General features: G+C 65.2%; 23 protein-coding genes. 9 read left to right on the top strand and 14 right to left on the bottom strand.

The features are described 5' to 3' along the window. Nucleotides 1–213: 213 nt before the first annotated feature. On the bottom strand, nt 214–1359 hold the full coding sequence (locus J2Z17_RS07140; protein WP_209943523.1) for a citrate synthase: 1146 nt from the start codon (nt 1357–1359) through the stop codon (nt 214–216). Between the two features lie 85 nt (nt 1360–1444). Between J2Z17_RS07140 and J2Z17_RS07135 the strand changes: the two genes are divergently transcribed. After that, complete coding sequence (locus J2Z17_RS07135) at nt 1445–2539, top strand: citrate synthase (protein ID WP_209943521.1); 1095 nt, start codon at nt 1445–1447, stop codon at nt 2537–2539. Nucleotides 2540–2612: 73 nt separating this feature from the next. Here J2Z17_RS07135 and J2Z17_RS07130 read toward each other — a convergent pair whose 3' ends face one another. The 4 genes from J2Z17_RS07130 to J2Z17_RS07115 all read right to left on the bottom strand — a co-directional run bounded on the left by J2Z17_RS07130 (nt 2613) and on the right by J2Z17_RS07115 (nt 5871). Further along, complete coding sequence (locus tag J2Z17_RS07130) at nt 2613–3863, bottom strand: multidrug effflux MFS transporter (protein ID WP_245223914.1); 1251 nt, start codon at nt 3861–3863, stop codon at nt 2613–2615. Beyond that, the gene (locus J2Z17_RS07125) at nt 3863–4327 is read right to left on the bottom strand and encodes a MarR family winged helix-turn-helix transcriptional regulator (protein WP_209943519.1); all 465 of its coding nucleotides are present in this window, start codon (nt 4325–4327) and stop codon (nt 3863–3865) included. The genes J2Z17_RS07130 and J2Z17_RS07125 overlap by 1 nt, the downstream gene beginning before the upstream one ends. 115 nt (nt 4328–4442) lie before the next feature. Next, complete coding sequence (locus tag J2Z17_RS07120; protein WP_209943765.1) at nt 4443–5165, bottom strand: glutaredoxin family protein; 723 nt, start codon at nt 5163–5165, stop codon at nt 4443–4445. A 289-nt stretch (nt 5166–5454) separates the two neighbouring features. Then, nucleotides 5455–5871, bottom strand: a complete 417-nt coding sequence (locus J2Z17_RS07115; protein WP_209943516.1) for a winged helix-turn-helix transcriptional regulator — start codon at nt 5869–5871, stop codon at nt 5455–5457. A gap of 197 nt (nt 5872–6068) precedes the next feature. On the opposite strand from J2Z17_RS07115, the gene J2Z17_RS07110 reads away from it, so the two are divergent. Continuing rightward, on the top strand, nt 6069–6356 hold the full coding sequence (locus J2Z17_RS07110) for a putative quinol monooxygenase (RefSeq protein ID WP_209943514.1): 288 nt from the start codon (nt 6069–6071) through the stop codon (nt 6354–6356). Nucleotides 6357–6396: 40 nt separating this feature from the next. On the opposite strand, the gene J2Z17_RS07105 is transcribed toward J2Z17_RS07110, so the two are convergent. From J2Z17_RS07105 to J2Z17_RS07070, 8 genes are all read right to left on the bottom strand, one after another. Continuing rightward, on the bottom strand, nt 6397–6822 hold the full coding sequence (locus tag J2Z17_RS07105; protein ID WP_342454380.1) for a hypothetical protein: 426 nt from the start codon (nt 6820–6822) through the stop codon (nt 6397–6399). A 258-nt stretch (nt 6823–7080) separates the two neighbouring features. After that, the gene (locus J2Z17_RS07100) at nt 7081–7614 is read right to left on the bottom strand and encodes a DUF992 domain-containing protein (protein ID WP_209943512.1); all 534 of its coding nucleotides are present in this window, start codon (nt 7612–7614) and stop codon (nt 7081–7083) included. A 1350-nt stretch (nt 7615–8964) separates the two neighbouring features. Then, the gene (locus J2Z17_RS07095; RefSeq protein ID WP_209943510.1) at nt 8965–9378 is read right to left on the bottom strand and encodes a hypothetical protein; all 414 of its coding nucleotides are present in this window, start codon (nt 9376–9378) and stop codon (nt 8965–8967) included. 127 nt (nt 9379–9505) lie between these two features. Continuing rightward, complete coding sequence (locus tag J2Z17_RS07090; protein WP_209943508.1) at nt 9506–10180, bottom strand: spermidine synthase; 675 nt, start codon at nt 10178–10180, stop codon at nt 9506–9508. A gap of 205 nt (nt 10181–10385) precedes the next feature. Next, nucleotides 10386–12014: a CTP synthase gene (locus J2Z17_RS07085; RefSeq protein ID WP_209943507.1), complete on the bottom strand. Its 1629-nt coding sequence runs from the start codon at nt 12012–12014 to the stop codon at nt 10386–10388. 151 nt (nt 12015–12165) lie between these two features. Beyond that, on the bottom strand, nt 12166–12597 hold the full coding sequence (secG, locus tag J2Z17_RS07080; protein ID WP_209943506.1) for a preprotein translocase subunit SecG: 432 nt from the start codon (nt 12595–12597) through the stop codon (nt 12166–12168). A 187-nt stretch (nt 12598–12784) separates the two neighbouring features. Further along, the gene (gene tpiA / locus J2Z17_RS07075; protein ID WP_209943505.1) at nt 12785–13555 is read right to left on the bottom strand and encodes a triose-phosphate isomerase; all 771 of its coding nucleotides are present in this window, start codon (nt 13553–13555) and stop codon (nt 12785–12787) included. 117 nt (nt 13556–13672) lie between these two features. After that, a complete protein-coding gene (locus J2Z17_RS07070; RefSeq protein WP_209943504.1) occupies nt 13673–14566 on the bottom strand; it encodes an alpha/beta hydrolase in 894 nt (297 codons plus the stop codon). Nucleotides 14567–14790: 224 nt separating this feature from the next. Here J2Z17_RS07070 and parE point away from each other — a divergent pair, with 224 nt between their 5' ends. The 5 genes from parE (at nt 14791) to J2Z17_RS07045 (ending at nt 21326) form a co-directional block, all read left to right on the top strand. Next, the gene (parE, locus tag J2Z17_RS07065; protein WP_209943503.1) at nt 14791–16872 is read left to right on the top strand and encodes a DNA topoisomerase IV subunit B; all 2082 of its coding nucleotides are present in this window, start codon (nt 14791–14793) and stop codon (nt 16870–16872) included. Nucleotides 16873–17284: 412 nt separating this feature from the next. Continuing rightward, complete coding sequence (locus J2Z17_RS07060) at nt 17285–17596, top strand: hypothetical protein (protein ID WP_209943502.1); 312 nt, start codon at nt 17285–17287, stop codon at nt 17594–17596. Nucleotides 17597–18159: 563 nt separating this feature from the next. Next, entirely contained in the window at nt 18160–18921 is a 762-nt protein-coding gene (locus J2Z17_RS07055; protein ID WP_209943501.1) for a carbonic anhydrase, read from the top strand. Nucleotides 18922–19114: 193 nt separating this feature from the next. Next, on the top strand, nt 19115–19963 hold the full coding sequence (gene pdxY / locus J2Z17_RS07050; protein WP_209943499.1) for a pyridoxal kinase PdxY: 849 nt from the start codon (nt 19115–19117) through the stop codon (nt 19961–19963). Between the two features lie 124 nt (nt 19964–20087). Continuing rightward, a complete protein-coding gene (locus J2Z17_RS07045; protein WP_209943497.1) occupies nt 20088–21326 on the top strand; it encodes an AI-2E family transporter in 1239 nt (412 codons plus the stop codon). A gap of 3 nt (nt 21327–21329) precedes the next feature. On the opposite strand, the gene J2Z17_RS07040 is transcribed toward J2Z17_RS07045, so the two are convergent. Beyond that, a complete protein-coding gene (locus J2Z17_RS07040) occupies nt 21330–23057 on the bottom strand; it encodes an ABC transporter ATP-binding protein (protein ID WP_209943495.1) in 1728 nt (575 codons plus the stop codon). 263 nt (nt 23058–23320) lie between these two features. On the opposite strand from J2Z17_RS07040, the gene J2Z17_RS07035 reads away from it, so the two are divergent. Together J2Z17_RS07035 and J2Z17_RS07030 are read left to right on the top strand one after the other, a co-directional pair. Beyond that, complete coding sequence (locus tag J2Z17_RS07035; RefSeq protein ID WP_209943493.1) at nt 23321–24454, top strand: esterase-like activity of phytase family protein; 1134 nt, start codon at nt 23321–23323, stop codon at nt 24452–24454. Between the two features lie 160 nt (nt 24455–24614). Beyond that, on the top strand, nt 24615–25133 hold the full coding sequence (locus J2Z17_RS07030) for a hypothetical protein (protein WP_209943491.1): 519 nt from the start codon (nt 24615–24617) through the stop codon (nt 25131–25133). Nucleotides 25134–25140: the final 7 nt, after the last annotated feature.

Here is a 25140-nt window from a genome sequence, read left to right as displayed (position 1 = left end):
ATGGGGCGTGTTGCTGCGCCTATGGGGACAACAGCCAACGACAGCTTTCCGCGTCGAAAATCGGCCCGTACTGACCGATTTGGAGTCGGGAGCTGCCTTTTGCCGATTGTCTGGTGTACGTCAGTCAGCACAATTCAGGCCCCAGAAGCGGACGGTCCGCTTCCGGCCCCAATACGGTCAACCACCGATATCCGGCCAAGCTCGTCACCCGCCTCACCCCGCCCCCTCCACCGCCGGTCCCACATAGCGTGCCCTCGGCCGGATCAGCGCGCCGCCATCTGCCTGTTCCAGCGCATGCGCCAGCCAGCCGACCGAACGGGCGAGCGCGAAGAGGATGATCGGAGCGTCGGGCGGCAGGCTGTAGGTCGCGGCAAGCGCCGTCAGGGCGAAATCGATATTGACCTTTTCGCCGGTGATCTCCTCGCCGCGTCGGCGGATCTCGGCCAAAACAGGCGGCAGATCGAGCCCGGCAAGCAGGGCTTCGGCGCGGATATCGCCGTTCGGATAGAGCGCGTGGCCGAAAGCCGGCAGGGTCTGGTCGCGGGCAAGCGCGCGGCGGAGCGCGGTCTCGACGCCATCGGCTTTGGCGGCCTCGGCGAGGTTCGCCACCGCCAGCCAGGCCGAGCCGTGCAATGGCCCCGTCAATGTTGACAGGCCGGCCAGCACCGCTGCCGAAAGCGACGCTCCTGACGAGGTCGCGACACGGGCGGCAAAGGTCGAGGCGTTCAGTTCGTGATCGGCCATCAGCACCAGGGCGCAGCGGATGCTCTCTGCCGCATCCGGCCGGCCGAAGGCCCGCGCCAGCGCCTCATGCGCGGCAAGGGCGGGAAACCCCGGCGCCAGGGTTGCTCTCAAGTCGGAAAAGACCGAGCCGGCATCGCCCACCAGCGCCCGCCGGCTGCGCCCCATGGTCGGCAGATCGTTCGGCACGCGCGAGGCCAGCATGACGAAGGCGGCGGCCAGCGAAGGATTGGTCGGCGCCGTCCCGACGGCAGGTGTGCCAACGTTTAATTCCGTATGATCCCATTGAATTACAGCGATCTCTTCAAGTGTCGCGCGCGCCGCCAAACCGACAGCATCGCGACCGCGATAGTACAGCCGTCCATCCACCACCGTGGAGACCGCCGAGGGCAGGATCGGATCGCCCCAGTGGATCGTCTCTGCCGCCAAGGTCTCGGATTTGCGCCGGCCCTGGCGGCGCTTCGCCATCCGCTCGACATCGGCTGCGTGATAGAGGCTGCGCCTTGGATCGGCCGGATCCGGCTTTGCCTTGATCCGCCCGCGGCTGACATTGGCATAGAGGGTCTGCGGTTTGGTGCCGAGACGGGCGAGCGCATCGCCGGCGGTGAGCCAAGACATGGACGACCTCACATTGATCTTTTTCATCAAGATTGACGTCAATCAACCTAGACCCGATCCTTGCCGGAGCAAAGGAGAATTGTTGATGACAAACGGTTTGGAAAATGTGGTGGCCGCCGAAACCCGGCTCTCGGATGTGGATGGCGCCGCAGGCCGGCTGGTGATCCGCGGCGTGTCGCTCGACACGCTGGTGCGCGACGGCACGTTCGAAAGCGTGGCGGTCCTGCTGCTCGACGGGCTCTTCGACGCCGACGGCCCGCGCGACGTCGCGGCGTTGCAGTCGGCCCTGGGCGCTGCCCGTGCGGCGGCGTTCGGGCAAGTGGCGGCCATCGATGCCACGATCCTGGCACTGCCGCCGGTCGATGCCATGCGGGCGCTCGTGGCGCGCCTCCCCGACGGCGAGGATGCCGCGACGGCACTGCGGCTCCTGGCGGCGCCGGCCGTCTTCCTGCCGGCGGTCCTGCGCCTGCAGCAGGGACTGCCGGCCGTCGCCCCGGATGCCGCGTTGTCGCAGTCCGCCGATATCCTGCGGATGCTGACCGGCAACCACCCCACGCCGGAACAGACATCCGCGCTGGATGCCTATCTGGTGACGATCTCGGATCATGGGCTGAATGCCTCGACCTTCGCCTCGCGGGTGATCGCCTCGACCCGTGCCGGGTTGACCTCGTCGGCGCTGGCCGCGCTTGGCGCATTGAAAGGGCCGCTGCATGGTGGCGCACCGGGCCCGGTGCTCGACATGCTCGATGCAGTCGCCACTCCGGCAAATGCCGCCGCCTGGCTGAATGCGGCGCTCGACCGTGGCGACCGGCTGATGGGGTTCGGCCACCGGGTCTACCGGGTGCGCGACCCCCGCGCCGATGCCCTGAAACAGGCGCTGAGGCCGCTCATCGCAAGCGGCCAGGTCGATTCCGGCCGCATCGAACTGGCCGAAGCGATCGAGGCCGCCGCACTCGACATCCTGAAGACCCGCAAGCCGGACCGGCCGCTCGACGTCAATGTCGAGTTCTACACGGCGCTGCTGCTGGAAAGCCTCGGCTTTCCCCGGGACGCCTTTACCGGTGTGTTCGCCATCGGGCGGATGACCGGCTGGATTGCCCATGCCCGCGAACAGGCGCTCGAAGGGCGGCTGATCCGGCCGAGTTCCGTCTATATCGGCCCGCTGCCGCGCGCCGCCTGACGGACTGCAAAGAGCATCGCTTGCGCCGGGCCTGTCGGCCCGTCGCCGGCATGCCGCGTGCGGGCCCGGCTTTTCAGCGGCTGAGCCGCAGGGCGACCCAGAAGGAGATCTGCGCCACCAGACCGGCGCAGAGCAGGATGAGGGCCGCCGAAAAAGCGGGGTCCGTGCCGACGCCGGACAGCGCGCTGCAGAGCGCGCCGACCAGCATCTGCGCGCAGCCATAGAGCCCGGAGGCAGAGCCCGTCACCTTCGGATTGACGCTCACCGCCTGGGTCAGCGCCATCGGCGAGGCGCCGCCGCAGCCAAGGGTGAAGATGAAGATCAGCGCCACCGTGCCGGCGACCGTCATCGTGCCGGTGACGACGGTGGCAAACAGCGCCGCCGCAGCCGCCACGCTGATCAGGTTGGCGCCGATCAGGATGGTGCGCATCGCCAGCCTGCCGATCAGCCGGCTGACGATCATCGAGCCGATCCAGACGCCGAAGACGAGGGTCGCGATATAAAAACCGGTCTCGCTGGCCGGACGGCCGAGATCCTGGGTAAAGATGAAGGGGGCCGCCGTGACGAAGGCATACATCGAGGTGGTGGCGCAGCCGCCGCCGATGGCAAAGCCGAGAAACACCGGCGAGGAGACCAGCGCCCTGTAATTGCGCCCGACCTCGCGGGCCGAGGCGCCCTGGCCGGGCGACGCGGTTTCCGGCACCTTGCGCCAGGCGAGCAGCAGCAGGCCGCAGCCCATGGCGGTCAGCACGACGAAGATCGAACGCCAGCCGAGCGTCACCGTCAGCGCGCCGCCGATGATCGGCGCCAAACCCGGGCCGATCACCGTCATCAGGTTCATCAGCGCCATCTTGCGGGCCGTGTCTTCCGCCGCGGTGATGTCGCGCACGATCGCCCGCCCCAGCACCAGGCCCGCACAGCCGCCCAGCGCCTGAAACAGCCTGGCGGCCAGAAGCGAGGTGATGCCCGGCGCAAACAGCGCCACCGCGCCGGCGACCGTATAGATCACCAGTCCCGCCATCAGCACCGGCCGGCGACCATAGCGGTCGGAGATCGGGCCGTAGAAAAGCTGGCCGACGGCAAGACCGAGGATATAGAGGCTGACCGCCATCTGCATCCGGCCGATTCCGACGCCCAGCCCTTCGGCGGCCGCCGGCATGGCCGGCACGAAGATATGCATGGCCAGCGTGCCGGACAGCGTGATCAGTGCCAGAAGCCAGATCGCGACCTTCGGCCGGGCAGCGGGCAGCCCGTCTTGCGGCCCGGCACGCCCGGACCTGTCGCAGACCATGTCCGGAACAGCGGCAAAGTCGGTGTCCGCCATCAGACCGCGTCCTGACCGGAGATCTCCGCCTCGAAGAAGCCACGCAGCGCCGACAGCCCGGCTTCGACGGCCGCGACCTCGGACGCCGCAAGGGTGGCGACGGCCTCGGCCGAGAGCGTGAACACCACCTCCTGAACGGAGGCGACGAGTTCGGCGCCCTGCTCGGTCAGCGCCAGCTGCTTGGCCCGTCGATCCTGCGTCCCCTCGGTGCGGCGCACATGGCCGGACTTTTCCAGCCCGTCGACCAGCCGGGCCACCGAGGAACCGTCCAGCGACAGGAAATCGGCTAGGTCCTTCTGCCGCGGCGGCTTGTCCGCATTCGAAATCATCAACAGCGCCCGCCAGGCGGATTCGCCGAGACCATAGGGCTGAAGCCGCCGGTCGGCGGCGCGGCGCCAGAGCCTGGCGGTCTGGCTGAGAAGGCGCGCGATATCCACCGCGCGCTCGAACTGGTGCTGAGACATGAAGACCTGCTTAGATGCATTCGCAATTGTTGCTGCTACATCTAATTTACCGCATGACAGACGACAAGGGGGTGCGTGCGGCAAGATCCGGCGATTTCGGCAGCCAAGCATACGCCTATCCGAGGATGCCGAGTGCCCGCGCCCCCATCCAGAGCCCCATCGCCACCATCATCAGGTCTTCGGTCAGAGAGACGAAGCCGAGCGGCACGTTGGACGATCCGCCGACACAGGCGCATTTGAGCTCTCGCTTCTGCACGTAGACCGCCCGGAAGACCGAGACCGCGCCGATGGTCCCGATCACCAGCGCGATCGGCGCCGAGACAAAGGTCAGGATGCCGGCGAGCATCAGGATGCCCGCGCCGGTCTCGAGGAAGGGATAGAGATAGGCATAGGGCACGAAGCGCTGGGCGGCGAGGTCGTAGTTCAGGAACATGGTCGAGAAACTCTCGACATCCTGCAGCTTCTGGATGCCGAGGATGCACATCGAGATGGCGATGAACCATTCGACGATCCGCACCGGCGCGAGCGTGCCGAGGGCCGCGATGGAGACGGCGATCGCCATCAGCAACGCGGTTGCAAAGATCGCGATTACCGGCTTGTAGCTCGTCGATCCCTCTACCGGCAGAGGGTGTCCGAAGAACTGGCCCAGCTCGTCATAGCCACCGATCCGCTCGCCGCCGATGAAGACCTGCGGCGTCGTCTCGACGTCGTGCTCCCGCTGGAAGCGATCGGTCGCCTCGCGGGTCTCGAGCCAATGGTCGTCGACCGTGTAGCCGTTGCGTTCCAGCAGCCATCTGGCCTTCTGGCCATAGGGGCAGATATGCTTGGGCATGACCATGCGGTAAAGGCTGGCGGTGCGGTCCTGCGCCGGGGCCTGCGATACCGGTTCCAGCCCCGGGTCCGGCACCGAGATGCCGGCGGCAAGCGGGGTTGCAAGCGGGATCGGGGTTCCGAGCGGCGGCGTCTGGTCCAGGCCGAGCATGTCGTCGTCTGGCGTGTCTTGCGGGTTCGCATCCTTGCGCAGCATGGCCGTTCCTCCTTATCGTCACATTCGAAGGGTTAACGGCCTTCCCATGGGGCAAGGTTCCGCAATTGCAAGTCCAGACCTGCTGGCCGCCGGAGCGTGTTCAGGTCCCGGACATCTTTCGGCCGTCGCTTTCCCGGCCTGCGCTCTCGCCCTCCTCGACCCGCCGGCCGGCGATCTCCAGGCCCCATGCGGCCAGCATGTCGAGCACCGGCATCTGTCGGCGGCCATAGTCGGAATAGGAGTAGCGGACGAAGACGACCGCATCGCGCCGCTCCTCGTTGCGCTCGATCAGCCCGTCCGCCTCCAGTTCCTGCAATTGTGCGGCAAGCACCTTGGCCGAGACGCCGGGCAGCCGGCGGCGCAGTTCGCCGAAATGATAGGGCCGCTCGCGCAGCAGCCAGAGGATGCGGGTCTTCCACTTGCCGGCGATCACACCGAGCGCCGTCAGCACCGGGCAGTCGAACAGCTTTCTGTCATCGTCCGGGGTCGTCACCTGAAGGTAACCTCTTGTGGTCATCGAAACCGCCTCGCTAGAGTGCCGCCTTGAAGGCAGGCGCGAAGTTTGCCGGATACCGCCGGCCGAGGAAAGAGACATTCCGGCAGCACTCAGACAACCGTTCGTTCTCGCCGGCCCGGCAGAGGGATGCGCCCCGTCAGACAGGGGCGGCCATCGTCTGTCGCCGGCATCGTCGCACCCAATCAGGAACTCCACCGATGATCGTCGAATATCTGCGTTATGAAATCGATGCCGCGCGCCAGGCGGCCTTCGTCTCGGCCTACAAGGCGGCCGAGACACCGCTGCTCGCCTCGCCCTATGCGACCAGTTTCGACCTCTGTCAATGCGTCGAGGACCCGGCGCACTTCATCCTGCGCATCGAATGGACGAGTGCCGAGGACCACATGCAGCGGTTTCGCGCCAGTCAGGACTTCCGCGCCTTCTTCGCCCATATCCAGCCCTATCTGAAGGATATCCGCGAGATGCGGCATTACCAGCGGCTCTAGAGGCGACGGGACCTCGCCGCCTCTCGCACCATCGGCAGGATCAGACGCCGCCGGCGCCGGCGATGATCCGGCAGATATTGGCGCGCATATTGGGGGCGCTCTGGCCGGGCTGGACAGTGAAGGTGGCATCGACGCGACTGCCCTTGCCGCTCTGGCGCACCACGACCTGCAGCGTCTGCGGCCGGCCGGAACCGCTGGTTTCCTGGACGGCTGTCACCGTGCCGTATTCCTGCTGGACCGTGACGTCGGAAAAGCCCTCGGCCATGATCGCGCGGGCGACATTGTTGAGCGCGGTCGCCGGTTTCAGCGAGAAGCTGTCCCAGCTCTTGTAGGTGACGCCGGTGACCAGCGGTATGCCCGTCTGGGCATAATGGCTGGTGCAGGCTGCGGCGGAAGCACTTGTCGCATGGCCAAGAACAGTGGCGGCCAGGAGCGTGGCGGCCGTCATGGCGGACCTGAACATCATGGGAACTCCGGCAGATCAAAAGGGGAGGAGGACAGAGAGGCTGGCCGGACGCCTCGGCACGGGGTCAGGCGATGGCTGTCTGGCCGCGGCGGTGTGGCCCGGCCGGATGCGCATTGCCGTCCCGGCAGTAGCGCCGGACCTCCGACCTCTATTAGGCCGCATGCGTATCGTCAAGCCAATCGCGTGACCCGCATGGCAAAAGACCCGGCGCGTGGCACCGGGTCCTGTTCTTGGAGCTGTCGCTTAAGTCGAGACGGATCAGCCTTCCGGCGTCAGCGTCACCGAGGTGCCTGTGGCAGCGAGGTTCAGGCCGACCTGGCCCTGTACCGAAATGGTCTGCAGCTGGATCGAGCCGGAGGTGCCGCCGACCAAGACATTGGCACCGACGCCGAGACCGACCGTGGCTTCCGCCGTGGCGCCCTGGTAGAGGCCACCGAGCGAACCGTGGTGATAGCCGGCGGTCGGGGCAAAGACGGCCCAGACGAGCTTGGCCTGGGTGGTGAAGCCCAGATCGACACCCATCTTGCGCACGACGCCCGAATAGTGATCCAGCGGCTCGCTGCCGATGGCGGACGAGAAGGTGCAGTCAGCCGACTTGGACGAGCCGATGACATAGCCGACACCGCCACCGATGTCGCAGGTCAGGTAGCCGATGCGAACGCCGTCACGGGCGCCATCCTGATAGACCGGAGCCGGTGCGGGGTCGGCAACGACCATGTCTGCGGCAAAGGCGTTTGCGGCAGTGGCCAGAACTGGCAGGGTGGCGACGGCGGTTGCGAGGATCTTGTTCATAATGCACTCCTTCGAATTCCATATGCTGCGGTCAAGGATGATGCGTCGTCACCCTTGCAGCCCGGCAGTCCCGAACAAAACGCAAGCGCGGCCGATATGATCCATGCGACCGCACACGAAATGTCACAAATTATGTTTTCGTGTGAATTTGCTTGCCCTGACGCCGTCTCACGGGATTGCGGCCGATGCGTGACAGACGGTGCGCAGGCAAGGCCTCACCGACAGACCCGCTTGCCGGCCAGCTGTGACGTCGCAGCTTGCGACGGCGCCTTGTCTCGTGTCGGCAAGCACCCTCCCCCGATGGTGCCGCCGTCCACCCACGGCAAAACCCCGGCCGGGCCAGAGACCCTCCGGTGGATGCTGCCATTTCTGTTGTCTTCCTCTCGGGAAGACGGACGGGGCGCCTCCGGCTGCCGCGTTAAGTAATTAAATAAGACACCCGCAGGCGCCCCGTTCGGTGTTCTTGTGCCGGTGCTGTGCGATCCCTCTGCGCGGATCCGGTGCCTTTTCCAGGGACGGTGCTCATCGGGGCGCTACCCCCTTGGGACGTGTCAGGTCCGGCACCGCGAAAGCCGGGAAACCCCGACAGTCACCGGTCATGTCATGTGTGCCCCACAGGCACGCCCCGCCTGCAGTCAGGCGAGAGGGAGATCCGTCATCACGCGGCCCCTGGCATCGCGGTCCACGTCATCGACCACGCCCCCAGGGCACCGGCCCCGCCTCGCCGGCGACGTTCACCGGTGTATCCGAGGGCGGGACGGGTTGAGTGTGGCACGGGGTCGGAGGGTGGGGAAAACGGGGGCAAGTTTTTTGTGGGGTCTGGGTTGGTGGAGCGCGGTTGATGCGAGGCTGGGGGGACAGGTTTTGGCTGCGTGCGGGGAGGAGGAAAGTGTGGCGATGGTGAGACCGCCGGGGGTGATGCGGTGGCTCGGCAAGGGCCAGCATCTTGATCCCACAATGCTTTCGTTGATGAACGCCATCAGCCGCGCTGAACGTGAACGGGTGCGGCGTGGTTCTGTCCCGGCTTGCGGTGAAACGATCCCGGCAGCGAGCGGAGAGCGAGGAAAAATCGCTGTCACCGAGATTTTTCGGTTTTGATTTTCCCCGTCGTCGTCGCCTGTGGCATGGCCTCGCGGCTTGCGCGACATAACCCTCCCCCTTGTGGGAAGGGTCGGAGCGCAGCGACGGGGAGGGGTTTTGGGTTCGGCGGGCGCAGCGCGAGGAGATCTTGGGAGAGCGTTGCAGGCAAGACCCCTCCCCAACCCTTTCCATAAAGGCGAGAGCGCGCGTCGGCGGGTTACGGGTTGCCCCTCGGCTTGACGGTTCCGGCAGGACGGCGCAGGCCAATCGCTATCGCGGATCGATCTTGAACACGTCGTCGCCGACGAAGACGATGACGTAGCCGCCGGTCGCGGCAAGGGTCGTCGCCCAGTCGACGAGTGCCTCGGCATAGGGGGGCGCTCGCCAGGCGTCCGGCATGGCGGGATCGACCAGCACGGTCAATTGCAGGCCCTGGCGGTAGAGCATCATGCCGGACCGTTTGGGGTCCCAGTGATCGCCGAATCGAAGATCGGTGCGCCAGAGGCAGAGGAAGTCGCGGCAGGTCTGCGGGCGTTCGGCATAGATCGAGCAGCCGTCGCCCGCCCGGCAATGACGGCAGGGCCGGTTGGCCGGCTTGTCGAGTTCGTCGATATCGGGGAGCCAGCAGCAGAGAATGCAGCCGTCGCAGGCGCGCTCCGGCAAAGCCAGTTTCGCAGCAGGCATGTCCGGCGTATCGGACACATCGAAGGGGTGCTCGGAGCGGGGCGTCGGGAAACACGGATTCCCGGCCGAGGTTGAAGGTGGCAAACGCTGCGGGGTTGCCGGGCGCGGTGTCAGGGCCGACATCGCCTCAGCGCTTCCCGGCCATCCAGATGACATGGCGGGCGCCGCCGCGCCTGCCATTGGCGCGGGTATTGATCGCCTCGGCCGTGAAGCCGGCCTGGGTGAGCCGCCGGGTGAAGGCGGCGTCGGGATGCGCCGACCAGACGCCCAACACGCCGCCGGGGCGCAGCGCAAGATTGGACGCCGCAAGCCCCGCCGCGTCATAGAGCCCGTCATTGTCGGCACGGGTGAGCCCGTCCGGGCCGTTGTCGACATCGAGCAGGATCGCGTCATAGGCGTTGCGGCCGGCGCGGATCAGCGCCTTCACATCGCCTTCGTGGACGCTCACGCGCGGATCGTCGAGGCAGCCCTTGAACACCTGCGCCATCGGGCCGCGCGCCCAGGCGACGACAGCGGGCACGAGTTCGCAGACGGTGATGCGCGCATCGGCCGGCAACACGGCAAGGGCGGCGCGCAGGGTAAAGCCCATGCCGAGGCCGCCGATCAGCACGCAGGGTCCGGGCCGGCCGCGGATGCGCGCTTCGGCCAGTGTCGCCAGCGCCTCCTCCGAGCCGCTCAACCGGCTGTTCATCAACTCGTTGGTGCCGAGCATGATCGAAAATTCCTGGCCGCGCTGCTTGAGCCTCAGATCGCCGGCTTCGCCGGGGATTTTCGCGCTGTCGAGTTGGATCCAGGGAAGCATGGGATCGGCCTTGGCTGGTGTGATTGTCCGCGACATAGCATATCGGGGCGGAAGGTCACGGGAAAATGCCGCGCTCGGAAAGGGACGAGCCAGGGCGGCCGGCATCCTGCGTGGTGCGCCCGCGCTGATCCGCCAGCCCCGAAAAGCAGAGAACCCGGCGTTTCCGCCGGGTTCCGATAATCACGCAAGCGAAAGCGCCCTGCCCTCAGACCAGGCGGCTCTGGGCGAGTGCCGCCTCGACGAAGCTGGCGAACAGCGGGTGCGGGTCGAGCGGGCGGGACTTCAGTTCCGGGTGGTACTGGACGCCGATGAACCAGGGATGGTCGGCATATTCGACCGTCTCCGGCAGCACGCCATCCGGCGACATGCCGGAAAAGACGAGGCCGCATGATTCGAGACGTTCCTTGTAGTCGACATTCACCTCGTAGCGGTGACGATGACGCTCGGAAATGTCGGTCGAGCCGTAGATCTCCGCGATCCGGGTGTCCTTCTTCAGCGCCGCCTTGTAGGCGCCGAGACGCATGGTGCCGCCGAGATCGCCGGATGCGGCGCGCTTCTCCAGCGCATTGCCCTTGACCCATTCGGTCATCAGGCCGACGACCGGTTCCTCCGCCTTGCCGAATTCGGTCGACGAGGCCTTTTCGATGCCGGCCAGATGCCGGGCCGCCTCGACGACGGCCATCTGCATGCCGAAGCAGATGCCGAAATACGGCACCTTGCGCTCGCGGGCGAACTGGGCCGCCCGGATCTTGCCTTCCGAGCCGCGCTCGCCGAAGCCGCCGGGCACCAGAATGCCGTGGACCTTGTCGAGCCAGGGCGTGGGATCTTCCTTTTCGAAGACCTCCGACTCGATCCATTCGAGATTGACCTTGACACGGTTGGCGATGCCGCCGTGATAAAGCGCCTCGATCAGCGACTTGTAGGCGTCCTTCAGACCGGTGTATTTGCCGACAATGGCAATCGTCACCTCGCCTTCCGGCGTGCGGATGCGGTTGCAGACCTCTTCCCAGGGGTCGAGCCGCGGCTTCGGTGCCGGCTCGATGCCGAAGGCCGAAAGCACTTCGTTGTCGAGACCCTCGCGGTGATAGGCGACCGGCACGTCGTAGATATTGGCAACGTCGAGCGCCTGGATGACGGCGCTTTCGCGCACATTGCAGAACAGCGACAGCTTGCGGCGCTCGGCCTGCGGGATCTCGCGGTCGGCGCGCACCAGCAGGATGTCGGGATGGATGCCGAGGGCCTGCAGTTCCTTGACCGAATGCTGGGTGGGCTTGGTCTTCAGTTCGCCGGCGGCCGGGATATAGGGCATCAGCGTCAGATGGAGATAGACGGCGGTGCCGCGCGGCAGGTCGTTGCCGAGCTGGCGGATCGCCTCCATGAACGGCATCGCCTCGATGTCGCCGACCGTGCCGCCGATCTCGCAGATGACGAAATCGTAATCGTCATTGCCCTCGATGACGAAATCCTTGATCTCGTTGGTGACATGCGGGATCACCTGGACGGTGGCGCCGAGATAGTCGCCGCGCCGTTCCTTGTCGATGATGTTCTTGTAGATGCGACCCGTGGTGATGTTGTCGGTCTTGGTCGCCGAGCGCCCGGTGAAGCGCTCGTAGTGACCGAGATCGAGATCGGTCTCGGCACCGTCGTCGGTGACGAAGACTTCCCCGTGCTGGGTCGGGCTCATGGTGCCCGGGTCGACATTGAGATAGGGGTCCAGTTTGCGCAGGCGCACGCGGTAGCCCCGCGCCTGCAACAATGCTCCGAGTGCGGCTGCTGCGATGCCCTTACCAAGTGAGGATACCACGCCGCCAGTGATGAATACATATCGCGCCATGGGAGTCACCGGTTACCTTTTCACTTCTGATTCCGCCACCCCTAAAAGCACAACACACAGGCTTTTTACGGTTGGCGGACTGAATTCACGCAAAAGAAAACCGGCGGACCCTTTTCACGAAGTCCGCCGGAGCGATGTCATGCTCGACCGATCAGTTGCCGGTCGGGACCGCGTTCGGGTCCTGGGCGGGGGCCGCGGGCTTGGCGGGCGTTGCCGCGCCGTCGGTGGCCGGTGCCGCGCCATTGGCCGCCGGTGCCGTGCCATTGGTGGCCGGTGCTGCGCCCGGAAGCTGGTCGAGAACGCTGGAGCCTTCCGACTGCTGTTCGGTCTGGTTGATCCGGTCGAGAATGTCGGTCGGCTTGGCCTCGTAGCGCGCCAGGATCGTCAGCGCCATCGAGGTGACGAAGAACAGGGCCGCCAGGATGCCGGTCGTGCGGGTCAGCGCATTGGCCGTGCCGCGCGCCGACATGAAGCCGGAACCGCCGCCGATCCCAAGGCCACCGCCCTCGGAGCGCTGGATCAGCACGACGCCGACGAGCGCAAGCACGATCATGAGATGAATGACGATCAAGACGGTCTGCATATATAAATCCACCTGCCCTAGACGGGGCTCATGCAATTCGGGTTTTGCGGCTCTTTACATGAGGCGCCGCGGCATGAAAAGCCATAATTCAGCCAAATCCGCGACGGTGCCGCAAATTCGCCCTTCAACCGGCGGTGCCTGCGCTAGCCCAAACGGGCGAGCGCGGGCGGGTCGCCGAGATCATCTGTCAGGCCAGAAGCCCCTCATAGACGCGGTATATGGCGAGGAAGTCCTCCGCCTTCAAGCTCGCGCCGCCGACCAGGCAACCATCGACATTGTCGATCGCCATCAGCGTTGCGGCATTGCGCGGATTGACCGAGCCGCCATAGAGAATGCGGGTCCTGGCGCCCTCCTCCGCGAAACGGGATGTCAGCTCGGCGCGGATGAAGGCATGGGCGGCCTTCACGTCGTCGGGCGTCGGCGTCACACCGGTGCCGATCGCCCAGACGGGCTCATAGGCGATCACGGTGTTTTGCGCCGTCAAACCGTCAGGCAGCGAGCCGTCGAGCTGGCGCTTCAGCACGTCGAGCGCCTGGCCGGCGGAGCGCTCGTCGCCGGTCTCGCCGATGCAGACGATCGCCGTCAGTTCGGCCGCATGCGCCGCCTCGGCCTTGGCGCGCACCAGATGGTCGGTTTCGGCATGGTCCTTGCGCCGCTCGGAATGGCCCACGATCACATGGGTGCCGAAGCAGTCGGCGATCATCTCGGCCGACACGTCGCCGGTATGGGCGCCGGAGACCTGCTGGTGGCAGTCCTGCGCGCCGATCAGGAGCGGGCTTTCGTCGCAGAGCGCGGTCGCCACATACAGCAGCGTCGACGGCGGGCAGAGCAGCACGTCGAGCTTTGCGCCGAGCGGGCCCTCGATGCCTTCGGCAATCGCCTTGATCTGCGGAAGCGCTGACCGCGTGCCGTTCATCTTCCAATTGCCAGCGACGAGCGGGCGAATTTCCGGCGTCATGCAGTCCTCCGTCTGTATTGTCACGACAAGCCCTCTAGCAAACCTGACAGGGGATAGAAAGATAAGCCGCCGATTTAATCGATTGCAGGGGGAATGAGGCGAATTACGCGGCGTCTATTAGCGTGTCAGGAGGAAATTCAGCGCCTCGCGCCAGTCGGTCATCCGGACCGGCGTGCCGTGCGAGCCGGTGGCAAACAGCCGGAAGCGGGTGGCCTCGCCCCTGGCATGGAGCTTGCGGTAGAGCGCGATCTGGGCATCGGGCGCATAGACCGGATCATTGCCGCCATGGGTAAAATAGATCGGCAGCTTTGCCGCATAGCCGGCACTCTTGGCATAGTCCGGATCGGGGGCGCCGCCCATGATCATCATGCCGGCGAGATTGTCGACGACGGTCTGGTCGCGGGCCGCCCCCCAGCAGAGAATGCTGCCCATCGAGGCGCAGGCCAGCACCACCGGCTTGCCGCCGGAGCTTGATTTCGCATGGGCGATCAGATCGCCGATCAGCGCAACGCCGCCGGTGTCGAAGGCCGGCACGCTCGGCGCGTAATAGGTGGCATGGGCGCGCACCACCAGGTTCTTCAGGCGATTGAAATTGCCGCCGAAGGTGAAATCGTTGACACCGAGGCGGCGGTCGCCACCCCGGCCATGGATGAAGATGACGGTAAAGGCCTGTCCCTGGTCGACACCGACGCGGGCGAGCTGGAGCGTGCCATTGGGCAGCGACAGCGTCTGGTTCTGCTGCTGGCGGCGCACGCCGAGCGAAACATAGGCATCCTTGACCCGGCGCTCGGGAATGCGGTCGCGGCCATTGATGTCGCGCAGCTCCTGATAGTCGAGCACCTCGAAATCGCCGTTGTCGTCGCTGGACAACACCGCCTGGCCGGCGAACTGGTCGTCGCGGTAAGGGGCCAGCGGACCATCGGCACCGGCCGCCCGCAGCGGCAGCGGCAGGGCGACAAGCGCCGTGAGCAGGGCGAAAAATGCAAAGCGGGGGAAATGACTTGTGGACATTGGTCTCCAACGGGGCCAGTGAGGGGCAAGGGGCTTGCCTTCGCGGCGCGCGGCCCCCAACAATCCGGCCCATACCTGCACGCGATATGCGGCAAGCTCGCGTCCGACCTGCCTTTCTGGCAAAATCTCGCCGATTCGCGGAGCCGGGGCTACCCCCCGAGATGCGGATCGCCCCCTTGCCGCTCAGCGCGCCGACCCGACAGAGTTCACGGTACCGATTGACGATGGAAGACAACGACCTTTTTTCCGGTGTGCCCGGCGGCCAGAAGCCGGCAGCGCCCGAGGCCCCCGCAGCCGAGAGCCGGCCGGCCGCTGCGCGCCCGGCAGCAGACGCACGCCCGGCAGCCCCTGCCCCACCGGCCGGGAACGGCAATGCAGGCGACGACTACGGCGCCTCCTCGATCCGCGTGCTCGAAGGCCTGGAGCCGGTGCGCATGCGGCCCGGCATGTATATCGGCGGCACCGACGAAAAGGCGATGCATCACCTGTTTGCCGAAGTCATCGACAACTCGATGGACGAGGCGGTGGCGGGGCATGCCAATTTCATCGACGTGCATCTGGGCGCCGACGGCTATCTGACGGTGACCGACAACGGACGCGGCATCCCGGTCGAGAACCATCCACAGGTGCCCGGCAAGTCGACGCTCGAAGTGATCCTCACCAAGCTGCATGCCGGCGGCAAGTTCGACGGCAAGGCCTATGAGACCTCCGGCGGCCTGCATGGCGTCGGCGTTTCGGTGGTCAACGCGCTCTCCGACGATCTGGAAGTCGAGGTTGCGCGCAATCGCAAGCTCTACCGCCAGCGGTTTTCACGGGGCGTGCCGGTCGGCGGGCTAGAGGAACTCGGCGATGTGCAGAACCGGCGCGGCACCCGTGTGCGATTCCGCCCGGACGCGCAGATCTTCGGCGACGGCGCGAAATTCGACGGCGGCCGCATCTTCCGCATGGCGCGCTCGAAGGCCTATCTGTTCGGCGGCGTCGAGATCCGCTGGTCCTGCGATCCGGGCGTCGTGCCGGAAGGCGGCGAGATCCCCGACAAGGCGGTCTTCCACTTCCCCGGCGGGCTGAAGGACTATCTGGCCGCCACCCTCGGCAAGGATTTTACCGTCACCCGCGAGATCTTCGCCGGCAAGACCGAGAAGACCGGCGGCCACGGCGCCATGGAATGGGCCGTCACCTGGTATGGCGGCGATCCGCAGATCCATTCCTACTGCAACACCATTCCCACGCCTGAGGGCGGCACGCATGAAAGCGGCCTGCGGATTGCGCTGACCAAGGGCCTGAAGGCCTATGCCGAGCTGACCCAGAACAAGCGCGCCCAGCAGATTTCCACCGACGACGTGATGATCTCGGCCGTCGGCATGCTCTCGGTCTTCATCCGCGAGCCGGAATTCGTCGGCCAGACCAAGGACAAGCTGGCGACCGTCGAGGCGCAACGCATCGTCGAGAACGCGCTGCGCGATCCCTTCGACCACTATCTCGCCGACAATCCGAACGAGGCGGCCAAGCTGCTGGAATGGGTGATCGAGCGGGCCGAGGAGCGCCTTCGCCGGCGCAAGGAGAAGGAAGTCTCGCGCAAGACGGCGGTGCGCAAGCTGCGCCTGCCGGGCAAGCTTGCCGACTGCGCGCAGAACACCGCCGAGGGCGCCGAGCTGTTCATCGTCGAGGGCGATTCCGCCGGTGGCTCCGCCAAGCAGGCGCGCAACCGCTCCAACCAGGCGATCCTGCCGCTGCGCGGCAAGATCCTCAACGTCGCCAGCGCCGGTCGCGACAAGCTGCATGCCAACCAGCTGATCGCCGACCTGATCCAGGCGCTCGGCTGCGGCACGCGGACGAAATATCGCGACGAGGACCTGCGCTACGAGCGGATCATCATCATGACCGATGCCGATGTCGACGGCGCGCATATCGCCTCGCTGCTGATCACCTTCTTCTACCAGGAAATGCCCGAACTGGTGCGCGGCAGCCATCTCTATCTGGCCGTGCCGCCGCTCTATGTCATCCGTCAGGGGGCCAAGACCGTCTATGCGCGCGACGATGCGCACCGGGCAGAACTGATGGAAACGGTGTTCAAGGGCAAGAAGGTCGAGATCGGCCGGTTCAAGGGCCTGGGCGAAATGATGCCGGCGCAGCTGAAGGAAACCACCATGGATCCGGCCAAGCGCACGCTGCTTCGGGTCGAGATCGACGAGGTGGATTTCGAGGGCACCCGCGGTGCGGTCGACGCGCTGATGGGCACCAAGCCCGAAGCCCGTTTCCGCTTCATCCAGGAGCGCGCCGAGTTCGCCGAGAATCTCGACATCTGAGACCTGACGCGTCGGTGCACGCCGACGCGCTATGCCCACACCGTGCCATGAGGACGACGGCATCTGCCGGAAATCGGACGCGCATTTTGCAAGGCCCGCTGCGTCGATGAATGAGGGTACGGCTCCGGCACGCCGCGATGGTCCCCCGGCCTGCCGGCTGTGGTTCGCCATCCCCGTGATGCAGCAGGCCCGCCGCCTCTCCTGTTGCGGATCTCGCGATATCCCCTGCGGGGCGCGCCGGCAACTTTCTCAAATCCTGCAACAGCCTGGCAGACCGCGAGAGGTTTTCCAGTCGGCGCATCCATGCGGGCACGGCAAAAAATCAAATATTGCGCCATGGCTGCGAACCTTTTCGCGCAAACCAGCAACACAAAGGAGCAAAAAGAGTTCAACTTATTTAAGGAATTCATAAATGGCCGTTACATTCAAAGATATCGACGCCATCAAAAAGGATGCCAAAGCTTTTAAAGAATTCTCTTTATCTCTTGGGCGCCTCACGTCTAAATGGAATATGCTGATGTTCTACTTCGCGGATCTCGACGTAGACCAGTTCAAGGCCGCGAAATATGATTACCTCAACAAATTCGGCCCTACAGCGAAGATCATCGCCAAGGAGCATATGAACGGATGGAAAGATCCCTATACATGCTGGTTGAATGTCAAGAAGGCGATCAAGGCTCACCTCCAGACGGAGGTCAATCAATACAACAAGGATCACAAGTGATCGCTTTGATGCGAATTGACTGGCCTTCCCGCTAGCATCCAAGATGAATTCACGGCTGCGCACGCCCCGGCCAGGTAGCGTGACGTGGTCGTGAATTCCGTTGATCCGGTGACGGCGCCTATAAAGATGGCGCTATTCGCATGGGTCGGCTTTCCCGCATGGACGACGTGGTGATCAACCGCAACAGGGGTAGGCTGCAGCCGCCCGGCTTGCTTTGCCAACCTGGCTCTCCGCCAAGGCGCAACAGCTTGCGCTTTCCCGTTCGTCCTCCAGTTCCCCCGCTGTTTCGACTACCCAAAGTCGATCTAGTTTGCATACGCATCTTATACGAAGCATGCGTCTTAGTATCATCCCGAACTTGCCCGATTTTCGCCCGGTTGCCGCTACATTTCTGCAATCCCTCCTGTGTCTATTGGGCGGGCAACGGCCCTTCTTGGCGGCCAGGCCGGGATGGGATGTCATCGTCGGACGGTCCAAGACGCCGGGGCTCGTTTTAAAGGCCCGGACCCACCGGGCTGATTGAAGGCCCCTTCCAACCCTCCATCACATTTGAGGAATTCCCCATGCGCTCCGCCCCTCTCTGTCTCGCCCTTGTACTGGCCGCTTCCAGCGTCGCGGCACCGGCCCTCGCCGAGACCAAAACCGCCCCGCACTGGAGCTATGACGGCAAAACAGGGCCGGAGCACTGGTCCACCCTCTCCGACGCGTTCAAGGCCTGCGGCAGCGGGACCAGCCAGTCGCCGATCGACATCCATCCGGGCAAGGCGGCGCCGCTGAGCAAGCTCGACCTGCACTACACGTTCGGCCCGAAGGACATCGTCAATAACGGCCATACGGTGCAGGCCGATGTCGCCGACGGCAATACGCTGACGCTGGACGGCAAGACCTATACGCTGGCGCAGTTCCATTTCCACACGCCGAGCGAAAACCATATCAAGGGCGTGGCCTTCCCGATGGAGGTCCACTTCGTCAACAAGGCGGCCGACGGGTCGCTGGCGGTGCTGGCCGTCATGGTCAAGCGCGGCAAGGCCAATCCGGACCTGGCAGCGCTGTTTGCCAAGACGCCGAAGGCGGGCGCCGCGCCGGCGGCCTTCAGCGATGCCGCATTCGACATCACCAAGCTGCTGCCGGCGGACGGCAAATATTATCGCTTTTCCGGCTCGCTGACGACACCGCCCTGCACCGAAGGCGTCAGCTGGCTGGTCATGGAAAAGCCGATCACCGCTTCTGAGAAGCAGATCAGCGCGTTCCACAAGTTCTACAAGCACAACAACCGTCCGCTGCAGCAGAGCACCGGCCGCGACATTACCGCGTTCGAAGACTGACCACGGCCCTGCCCGGCATATCGGCGGCGCGGCCGACGATATGCCGGGGGTTCCGCCCGATGCCTGGCCCTGCCCGGCGCCGGGCACCGCTGCCGACGGGCTGCCCTTGTCATGATGACAAATTTCGGTTGGCATCGCGCGGCCATTGGCTTTACTGCTTCTGCCATCGTTCCATCGGCTATCGCGTTGATCCATGAAGCAGATCCTGTCCATCCAGTCGCATGTCGCCTTCGGTTATGTCGGCAATCGCGCCGCGGTGTTTCCGCTGCAGCGGCTCGGCCACGAAGTCACGGCGATCAATACCGTGCAGTTTTCCAACCATACCGGTTACGGCGAATGGACCGGCGAGGTGTTTTCCGCCGCCCATATCGAGGCCGTCATCGACGGGCTGGGCGCACGCGGGGTGCTGGACAGGACCGATGCCCTGCTGACCGGCTATCTCGGCGATCCGGCGGTCGGCGACATCATTCTGGCATTGCGGGAGCGCCTGCCGGAAAAGGCCGTCTGGCTTTGCGACCCGGTGATGGGCGATGTCGGCCGCGGCTTTTTCGTCCGCCCCGGCATTCCCGACTATTTCCGCGACCGGGCGCTGTCGCGCGCCACGATCATCACGCCGAACCAGTTCGAACTGGAATATCTGACCGGCCGCACGATCACCACGCTGGACGACGCCCGGATGGCCGCGCGGGCAGCACACGAGATGGGACCGGACACGGTGCTGCTGACCTCGCTGATCCACGAGGACACGAAAAGCGACGAGATCCAGATGCTTGCCTCGTCGGCGTCCGGCGCACAATATCTCGTCACCACCCCGCTGCTGCCGCTCGATCCCGCTCCGAATGGCGCCGGCGACTGCACATCGGCCCTCTTCCTCGCCCATCTGCTGTCGGATGCATCGCTCGATCAGGCGCTGTCGAAGACAGCGTCCAGCATCCTGGCTTTGTTCGAAAAGACCATGGCGCTGAAAAGGCGCGAGTTGAACCTGATCGGCGCGCAGGACGCGTTCGCCGATCCAGCTCCCCTTAGCGTGCAGCGTCTCTGACATTTCGTCTGAAGGAATCCCGCAGCAAACGCATCTCTTCAGCCCACCCCTGGCGCTTTGTGCTTGCACGACGGCCACAAGGGGCACATATGCACAGGGACTTGAAGGCGGATGACCAGAGCTCTTGACAGACAAAGAACACAGAAAGCCGCAGAACGCGCCCCGCTGGCTCGGGCCGGTCGCCCGTAACGGCACGGCGCTCATTCCGCCGATCACGGCGGCGCGCTGGCTGCTGGTGCTGATCGTCATCGCCGGCATCTATTTCTTCCATGGCTTCGTCGTGCCGATGCTGGCAGCGCTGGTGCTCGCCTTTGCCAGCTGGCCGCTCTACACGCGGCTGGTCGCGCGCGTCGGCGGCAGCCGGACAATTGCCGCAAGCCTGGCCATCCTGTTCATCCTGCTCTTCCTCATCGTGCCGATCAGCATCGCCATCACCTATACGGTGGGCGAGGTGCGCGAATGGATCGGCTGGGCGGCAGAGGTCAACAAGTTCGGCGCGCCGCCGCCGATGTGGATCCTGCGCCTGCCGGTGATCGGCGGCTGGCTCGGACATCAATGGGCTGCCTATATCGGCAATCCCGGCGCGATCGGCGACCTGATGCAGATCGTCAGCGGCGCCCATATCGGCAATATCTACCGCGCGGTGGTGGCGACCGGCGGCAGCGCCTTCCACCTGGTGCTGACGCTGCTGTTCATGCTGATCACCCTGTTCTTTGTCTATCGCGACGGCTCCAGCTTCACCCGGCAGGTGGACCTGCTCGGCGAGCGCATCCTGCCGACCCGCTGGGAGCGGATTTCCCGCGTGGTGCCGGCCACCATCAGCTCGACCGTCACCGGCATGACGCTGATCGCCATCGGCGAGGGCCTGGTGCTCGGCACGGCCTATTGGCTGGCCGGCGTCCCCTCGCCCGTCACCTTCGGCCTGATCACCGGCATCATGGCCCTGATCCCCGGCGGTGCACCGCTCTCCTTTACCCTCGTCTCGCTCTATCTGCTGGCGAGCGGCTCCTATGTCGCGGGCATAGCGCTGTTTGCCTGGGGTGCGGTCGAACTCTTCATCGTCGACAAGACCATCCGCCCGCGGCTGATCGGCGGACCGATCAAGCTGCCCTTCCTGCCGACCTTTTTCGGCCTTGTCGGCGGGGTGAAGACCATGGGCCTGCTCGGCCTGTTCATCGGCCCGGTGCTGATGGCGCTGATGGTGTCGATCTGGCGCGAATGGATGCGCGAGGTGGAGCTGTCCGATGTGCGCGAGGCAACGACCACACCCCGCACGGAAACCGAGACGGAAATCATCTCCGTGCGCGATGAGGACGGCGAAGTCGCCGTCCTGCACAAGACCGTCATCCGCTCCGACCGCTAGAGATTACTCTGCCGCCTGCGAGCCGAACTGCGCCCGGTGCAACCGGGCATAGGCGCCGTTCCTCGCGATCAGCTCGCGGTGGCTGCCGATCTCGACTATGCCGCCGCGATCGACCACGGCGATGCGGGCGGCGTCGCGGATGGTGGCCAGCCGGTGGGCGATGACCAGCGTCGTGCGGCCCTCGGCAAGCTCCGACAGCGATTGCTGGATCGCCCGCTCTGTCTCGGTGTCGAGCGCCGAGGTGGCCTCGTCGAGGATCAGGATCGGCGGATTTTTCAGGAACATGCGGGCGATCGCCATGCGCTGCTTCTGTCCGCCGGACAGCTTGACGCCGCGCTCGCCGATGGTCGTGTCGAGACCATGCGGCATGGCCTCGATGACGCCATCGAGCCGCGCCTTGCGCGCCGCCGCCCAGACATCGGCATCGGAGGCGCCGAGCCGGCCGTAGCAGATATTGTCGCGCACCGAGCCGCCGAACAGGAAGACATCCTGCTGGACGATGCCGATCTGGCCGCGCAGCGACGCGAGCGTGACATCGCGCACATCCAGCCCGTCGACCAGGATACGGCCCGAGGTCGGCTCGTAAAAGCGCGGCAGGAGCGAACAGAGCGTGGTCTTGCCGGCACCGGACGGGCCGACAAAGGCGATCGTCTCGCCAGGCGCGATCGACAGGTCGACGCCGTCGAGCACCGTGCGGCCATCGCTATAGCCGAAGGCCACGTGATCGAAGCGGATGGCGCCGCGCAAGGCCGGGGCCTCAACCGCATGCGGCGCATCGGCGATCTCCGGCTCGGTGTCCATCAGTTCGAGGAAGCGGCGAAAACCGGCAATCCCCTTCGGATAGCTTTCCAGAACCGAATTGATCTTCTCGACCGGGCGGAAGAAGACGGCGACCAGCAGCAGGAAGGACACGAAGCCGCCGGCCGACAGCTCGTTCTTCAGCACCAGCCAGGCGCCGGCGATCATCACCACCATCTGCACCAGCCGCATGCTCATATAGCTCATCGACACATTGGCGGCCATGATCCGGTAGGCGGCAAGCTTGGTCGTGCGGTAGCTCTGGTTCTCGCTCTCGAACAGGCGACGCTCGTGATCCTCGTTGGCGAAGGCCTGGACGACGCGGATGCCGCCGACATTCTCTTCGATCCGCACGTTGAAGGCACCGATGCGGCTGTAGAGCGCGCGGAAATTCTCGGTCATCCGGGCCCCGTAGCGGCCGGTGAGCCAGGCCGTCAGCGGCACGATCAGGGCGGTCAGCAGGGCGAGCTTCACATTGACCGACAGCATCAGCAGGAAGGCGCCGATAAAGGTCATCACCGCGATGAACACATCCTCGGGACCATGATGGGCGACCTCGCCGATCTCTTCCAGGTCCTTGGTCAGATGGGTGATCAGGTGACCGGTCTTGGCGTTGTCGAAATAGCGGAAGGACAGCTTCTGCACATGGGCGAAGGCGAGCCGGCGCATGTCGGTCTCGATATTGATGCCGAGCATATGGCCCCAATAGGTGACCGTCGCCATCAAGCCGGTGTTGAGCACATAGATGACGATCAGGGCGACCGAGGCGGCCACGATCAGCCGCCAGTCGCCGCTCGGCATCAGCCGGTCGACGAACAGCTTCACCGCCATCGGAAAGCCGAGCTCCAGCAGGCCGGACAGCACCGCGCAGCCGAAGTCGAGAAAGAAGAGCACCCGGTAGGGGCGATAAAACGTCAAAAAACGGGAAAACATGAAACGGCTTTGCAGCAAGACACATCGGGAAAGATGTGTCTGTTTGTCATGTTTGATACGCGCGGCCAAGTGCGAACCGTCGCTTTCCCGAGCCGGGATGCGGCGGCCGTGTCCGTTCTGCCACGCCGGGCGGCCATCTGCTCGATCCCTGCCGGACGGATCGGTCCTTCACACGCCTGACATCGAAATCGGCGACAAGAGGGCTATTCGATTATCCATTCGTCGCCGCGCCCCAGACAGCGAAGCGTCCCCGAGGTTTTTCCATGACCAAAACCTTTTTCACTGTCGCCGCGCTGGTGATCGCGGTCGCACGGGCCGCATCGGCAACCGAGATCGCAACGGTGGTCGATACCCCCTGCCCGTTCGGCGATTGCACAGCGCATCTGGCGCTCGGCTATCTCGGCGCATTCTCCATTCCGACCGGCACGGTGTTCGACGGCGTGGAATTCGGCGGCATTTCCGGTCTCGACTTCGATCCGGCGAGCGGTCGCTATGTGGCGATTTCCCACGACCGCTCGGAAAAGGCGCCGGCCCGCTTCTACGACCTCGATATCGATGTCGACACTGACGGACTGAAAGGCGTGAGCGTCGCCAGGACAACGGTGCTGCGCGACCGGGACGGCAAGCCGTTTGCCGCAAAGGGCGTCGATCCGGAAGCCATCCGCGTGACGGCCGGGGGCGTCTACTGGTCGAGCGAGGGCGACGCCAAGGCCGGCGTTTCGCCGTTCCTGCGGGTCAACGACCGCGACGGCGCCTTCCTCCGCGAATTCGACCTGCCCGACGGCTTTGCCCCGACGGCCGACCGGTCAAGCGGCATCCGCAACAACAATGCCTTCGAAAGCGTCACCGTGCTGCCTTCCGGCGATGTGATCGTCGGACTGGAGGCAGCGCTCCATCAGGATGGCCCGGCCGCAAGCCTGACGACCGGCAGCCTCGCCCGGATGATCCGCTACGATGCCAAGACCGGCAAGGCGAAGGCGCAGTATGTCTACCCGGTATCGCCGATCCCGCAGGCGCCCGACAAGTCCGGCGGCTGGAACGACAATGGCGTGCCGGAAATGCTGGCGCTCGACGAACACCGTCTGCTGGTGCTGGAGCGCGGCTTCGCCGAGGGCTTAGGCAGCAGCATCAAGCTGTTCATGATCGACCTCGACGGCGCCACCGATGTCAGCGACATCGCCGCGCTTGCCAAGACCGATGCCGGCATCGTCCCGGTCCGCAAGTCCCAGCTGCTCGACCTGCGCGGCATCGGACTGGAGCCGGACAATATCGAGGCAATGACCTTTGCCAAGGCGAAGGACGGCACGGATCTGCTGATTCTCGCCGCCGACAACAATTTCTCGGCAGAGCAGAAAAACCAGTTCTACGCCTTCAAGGTTTTGGCCCGGCCGCAATAACCGGCCCGGATACCGGGCTTGGCGGCCCGCCGGGTGGCAAATACCCGGTCAGCCAAGCCGCCTGCAAAACACGGCCTTGCTTGCGGCACAATCCTCTGCATTCTGCCCCTTCGACCCGAACCGAGACGAATGAGGCGAAGCCATGCAGGCGGCACTGATTATGATGACCATTCTGGGCTGTGACGACGGCCTCAATCAGTGCAAATACGTCGACACGGCGCGCGAGCGCTATGTCAGCGTCGAGCTTTGCGACGCGGCGTCGGAAAACATTCTCGACGGCTATGGCGACATCAACTATCCGACCGTGATCGCCGTATGCCAGAAGCCCGGCCAACAGGTTGCCGCGCTTCCAGGCGGTGCCGTGCGGCCGGAAGATGCGCCGACGCCGGGGGCGGTCAAGCAGGACCTTTCCGACCTGTCGGACGAGGGCGGGGAAAACGCCGACGGTCAGGTCGCCGCTTTGCCGCCGGCGGGCAGCGGCAGCACACCGCCTGCGGCAGCCCTCCCCGGGGCGGTTCCGGCGGACGACCCGCATGCGCATGAGAACCTGGCAGCCCGTGCCCTCGAAACCATCAAGCGTGCGCTGCCGGGCAAGGAGCGCGTGCGCATGGTGTTCACCGCACCGCTGCACGTGATTACCGACAGCTATTCCTGGGTCGCCAAGCGCGTCAAGCACTGACGCGCCG

It is taken from the genome of Heterorhizobium halophytocola, assembly GCF_017873095.1.
Classification (GTDB): Bacteria; Pseudomonadota; Alphaproteobacteria; order Rhizobiales; family Rhizobiaceae; genus Allorhizobium; species Allorhizobium halophytocola.
This window is presented reverse-complemented; position numbering and strand designations above follow the sequence as displayed.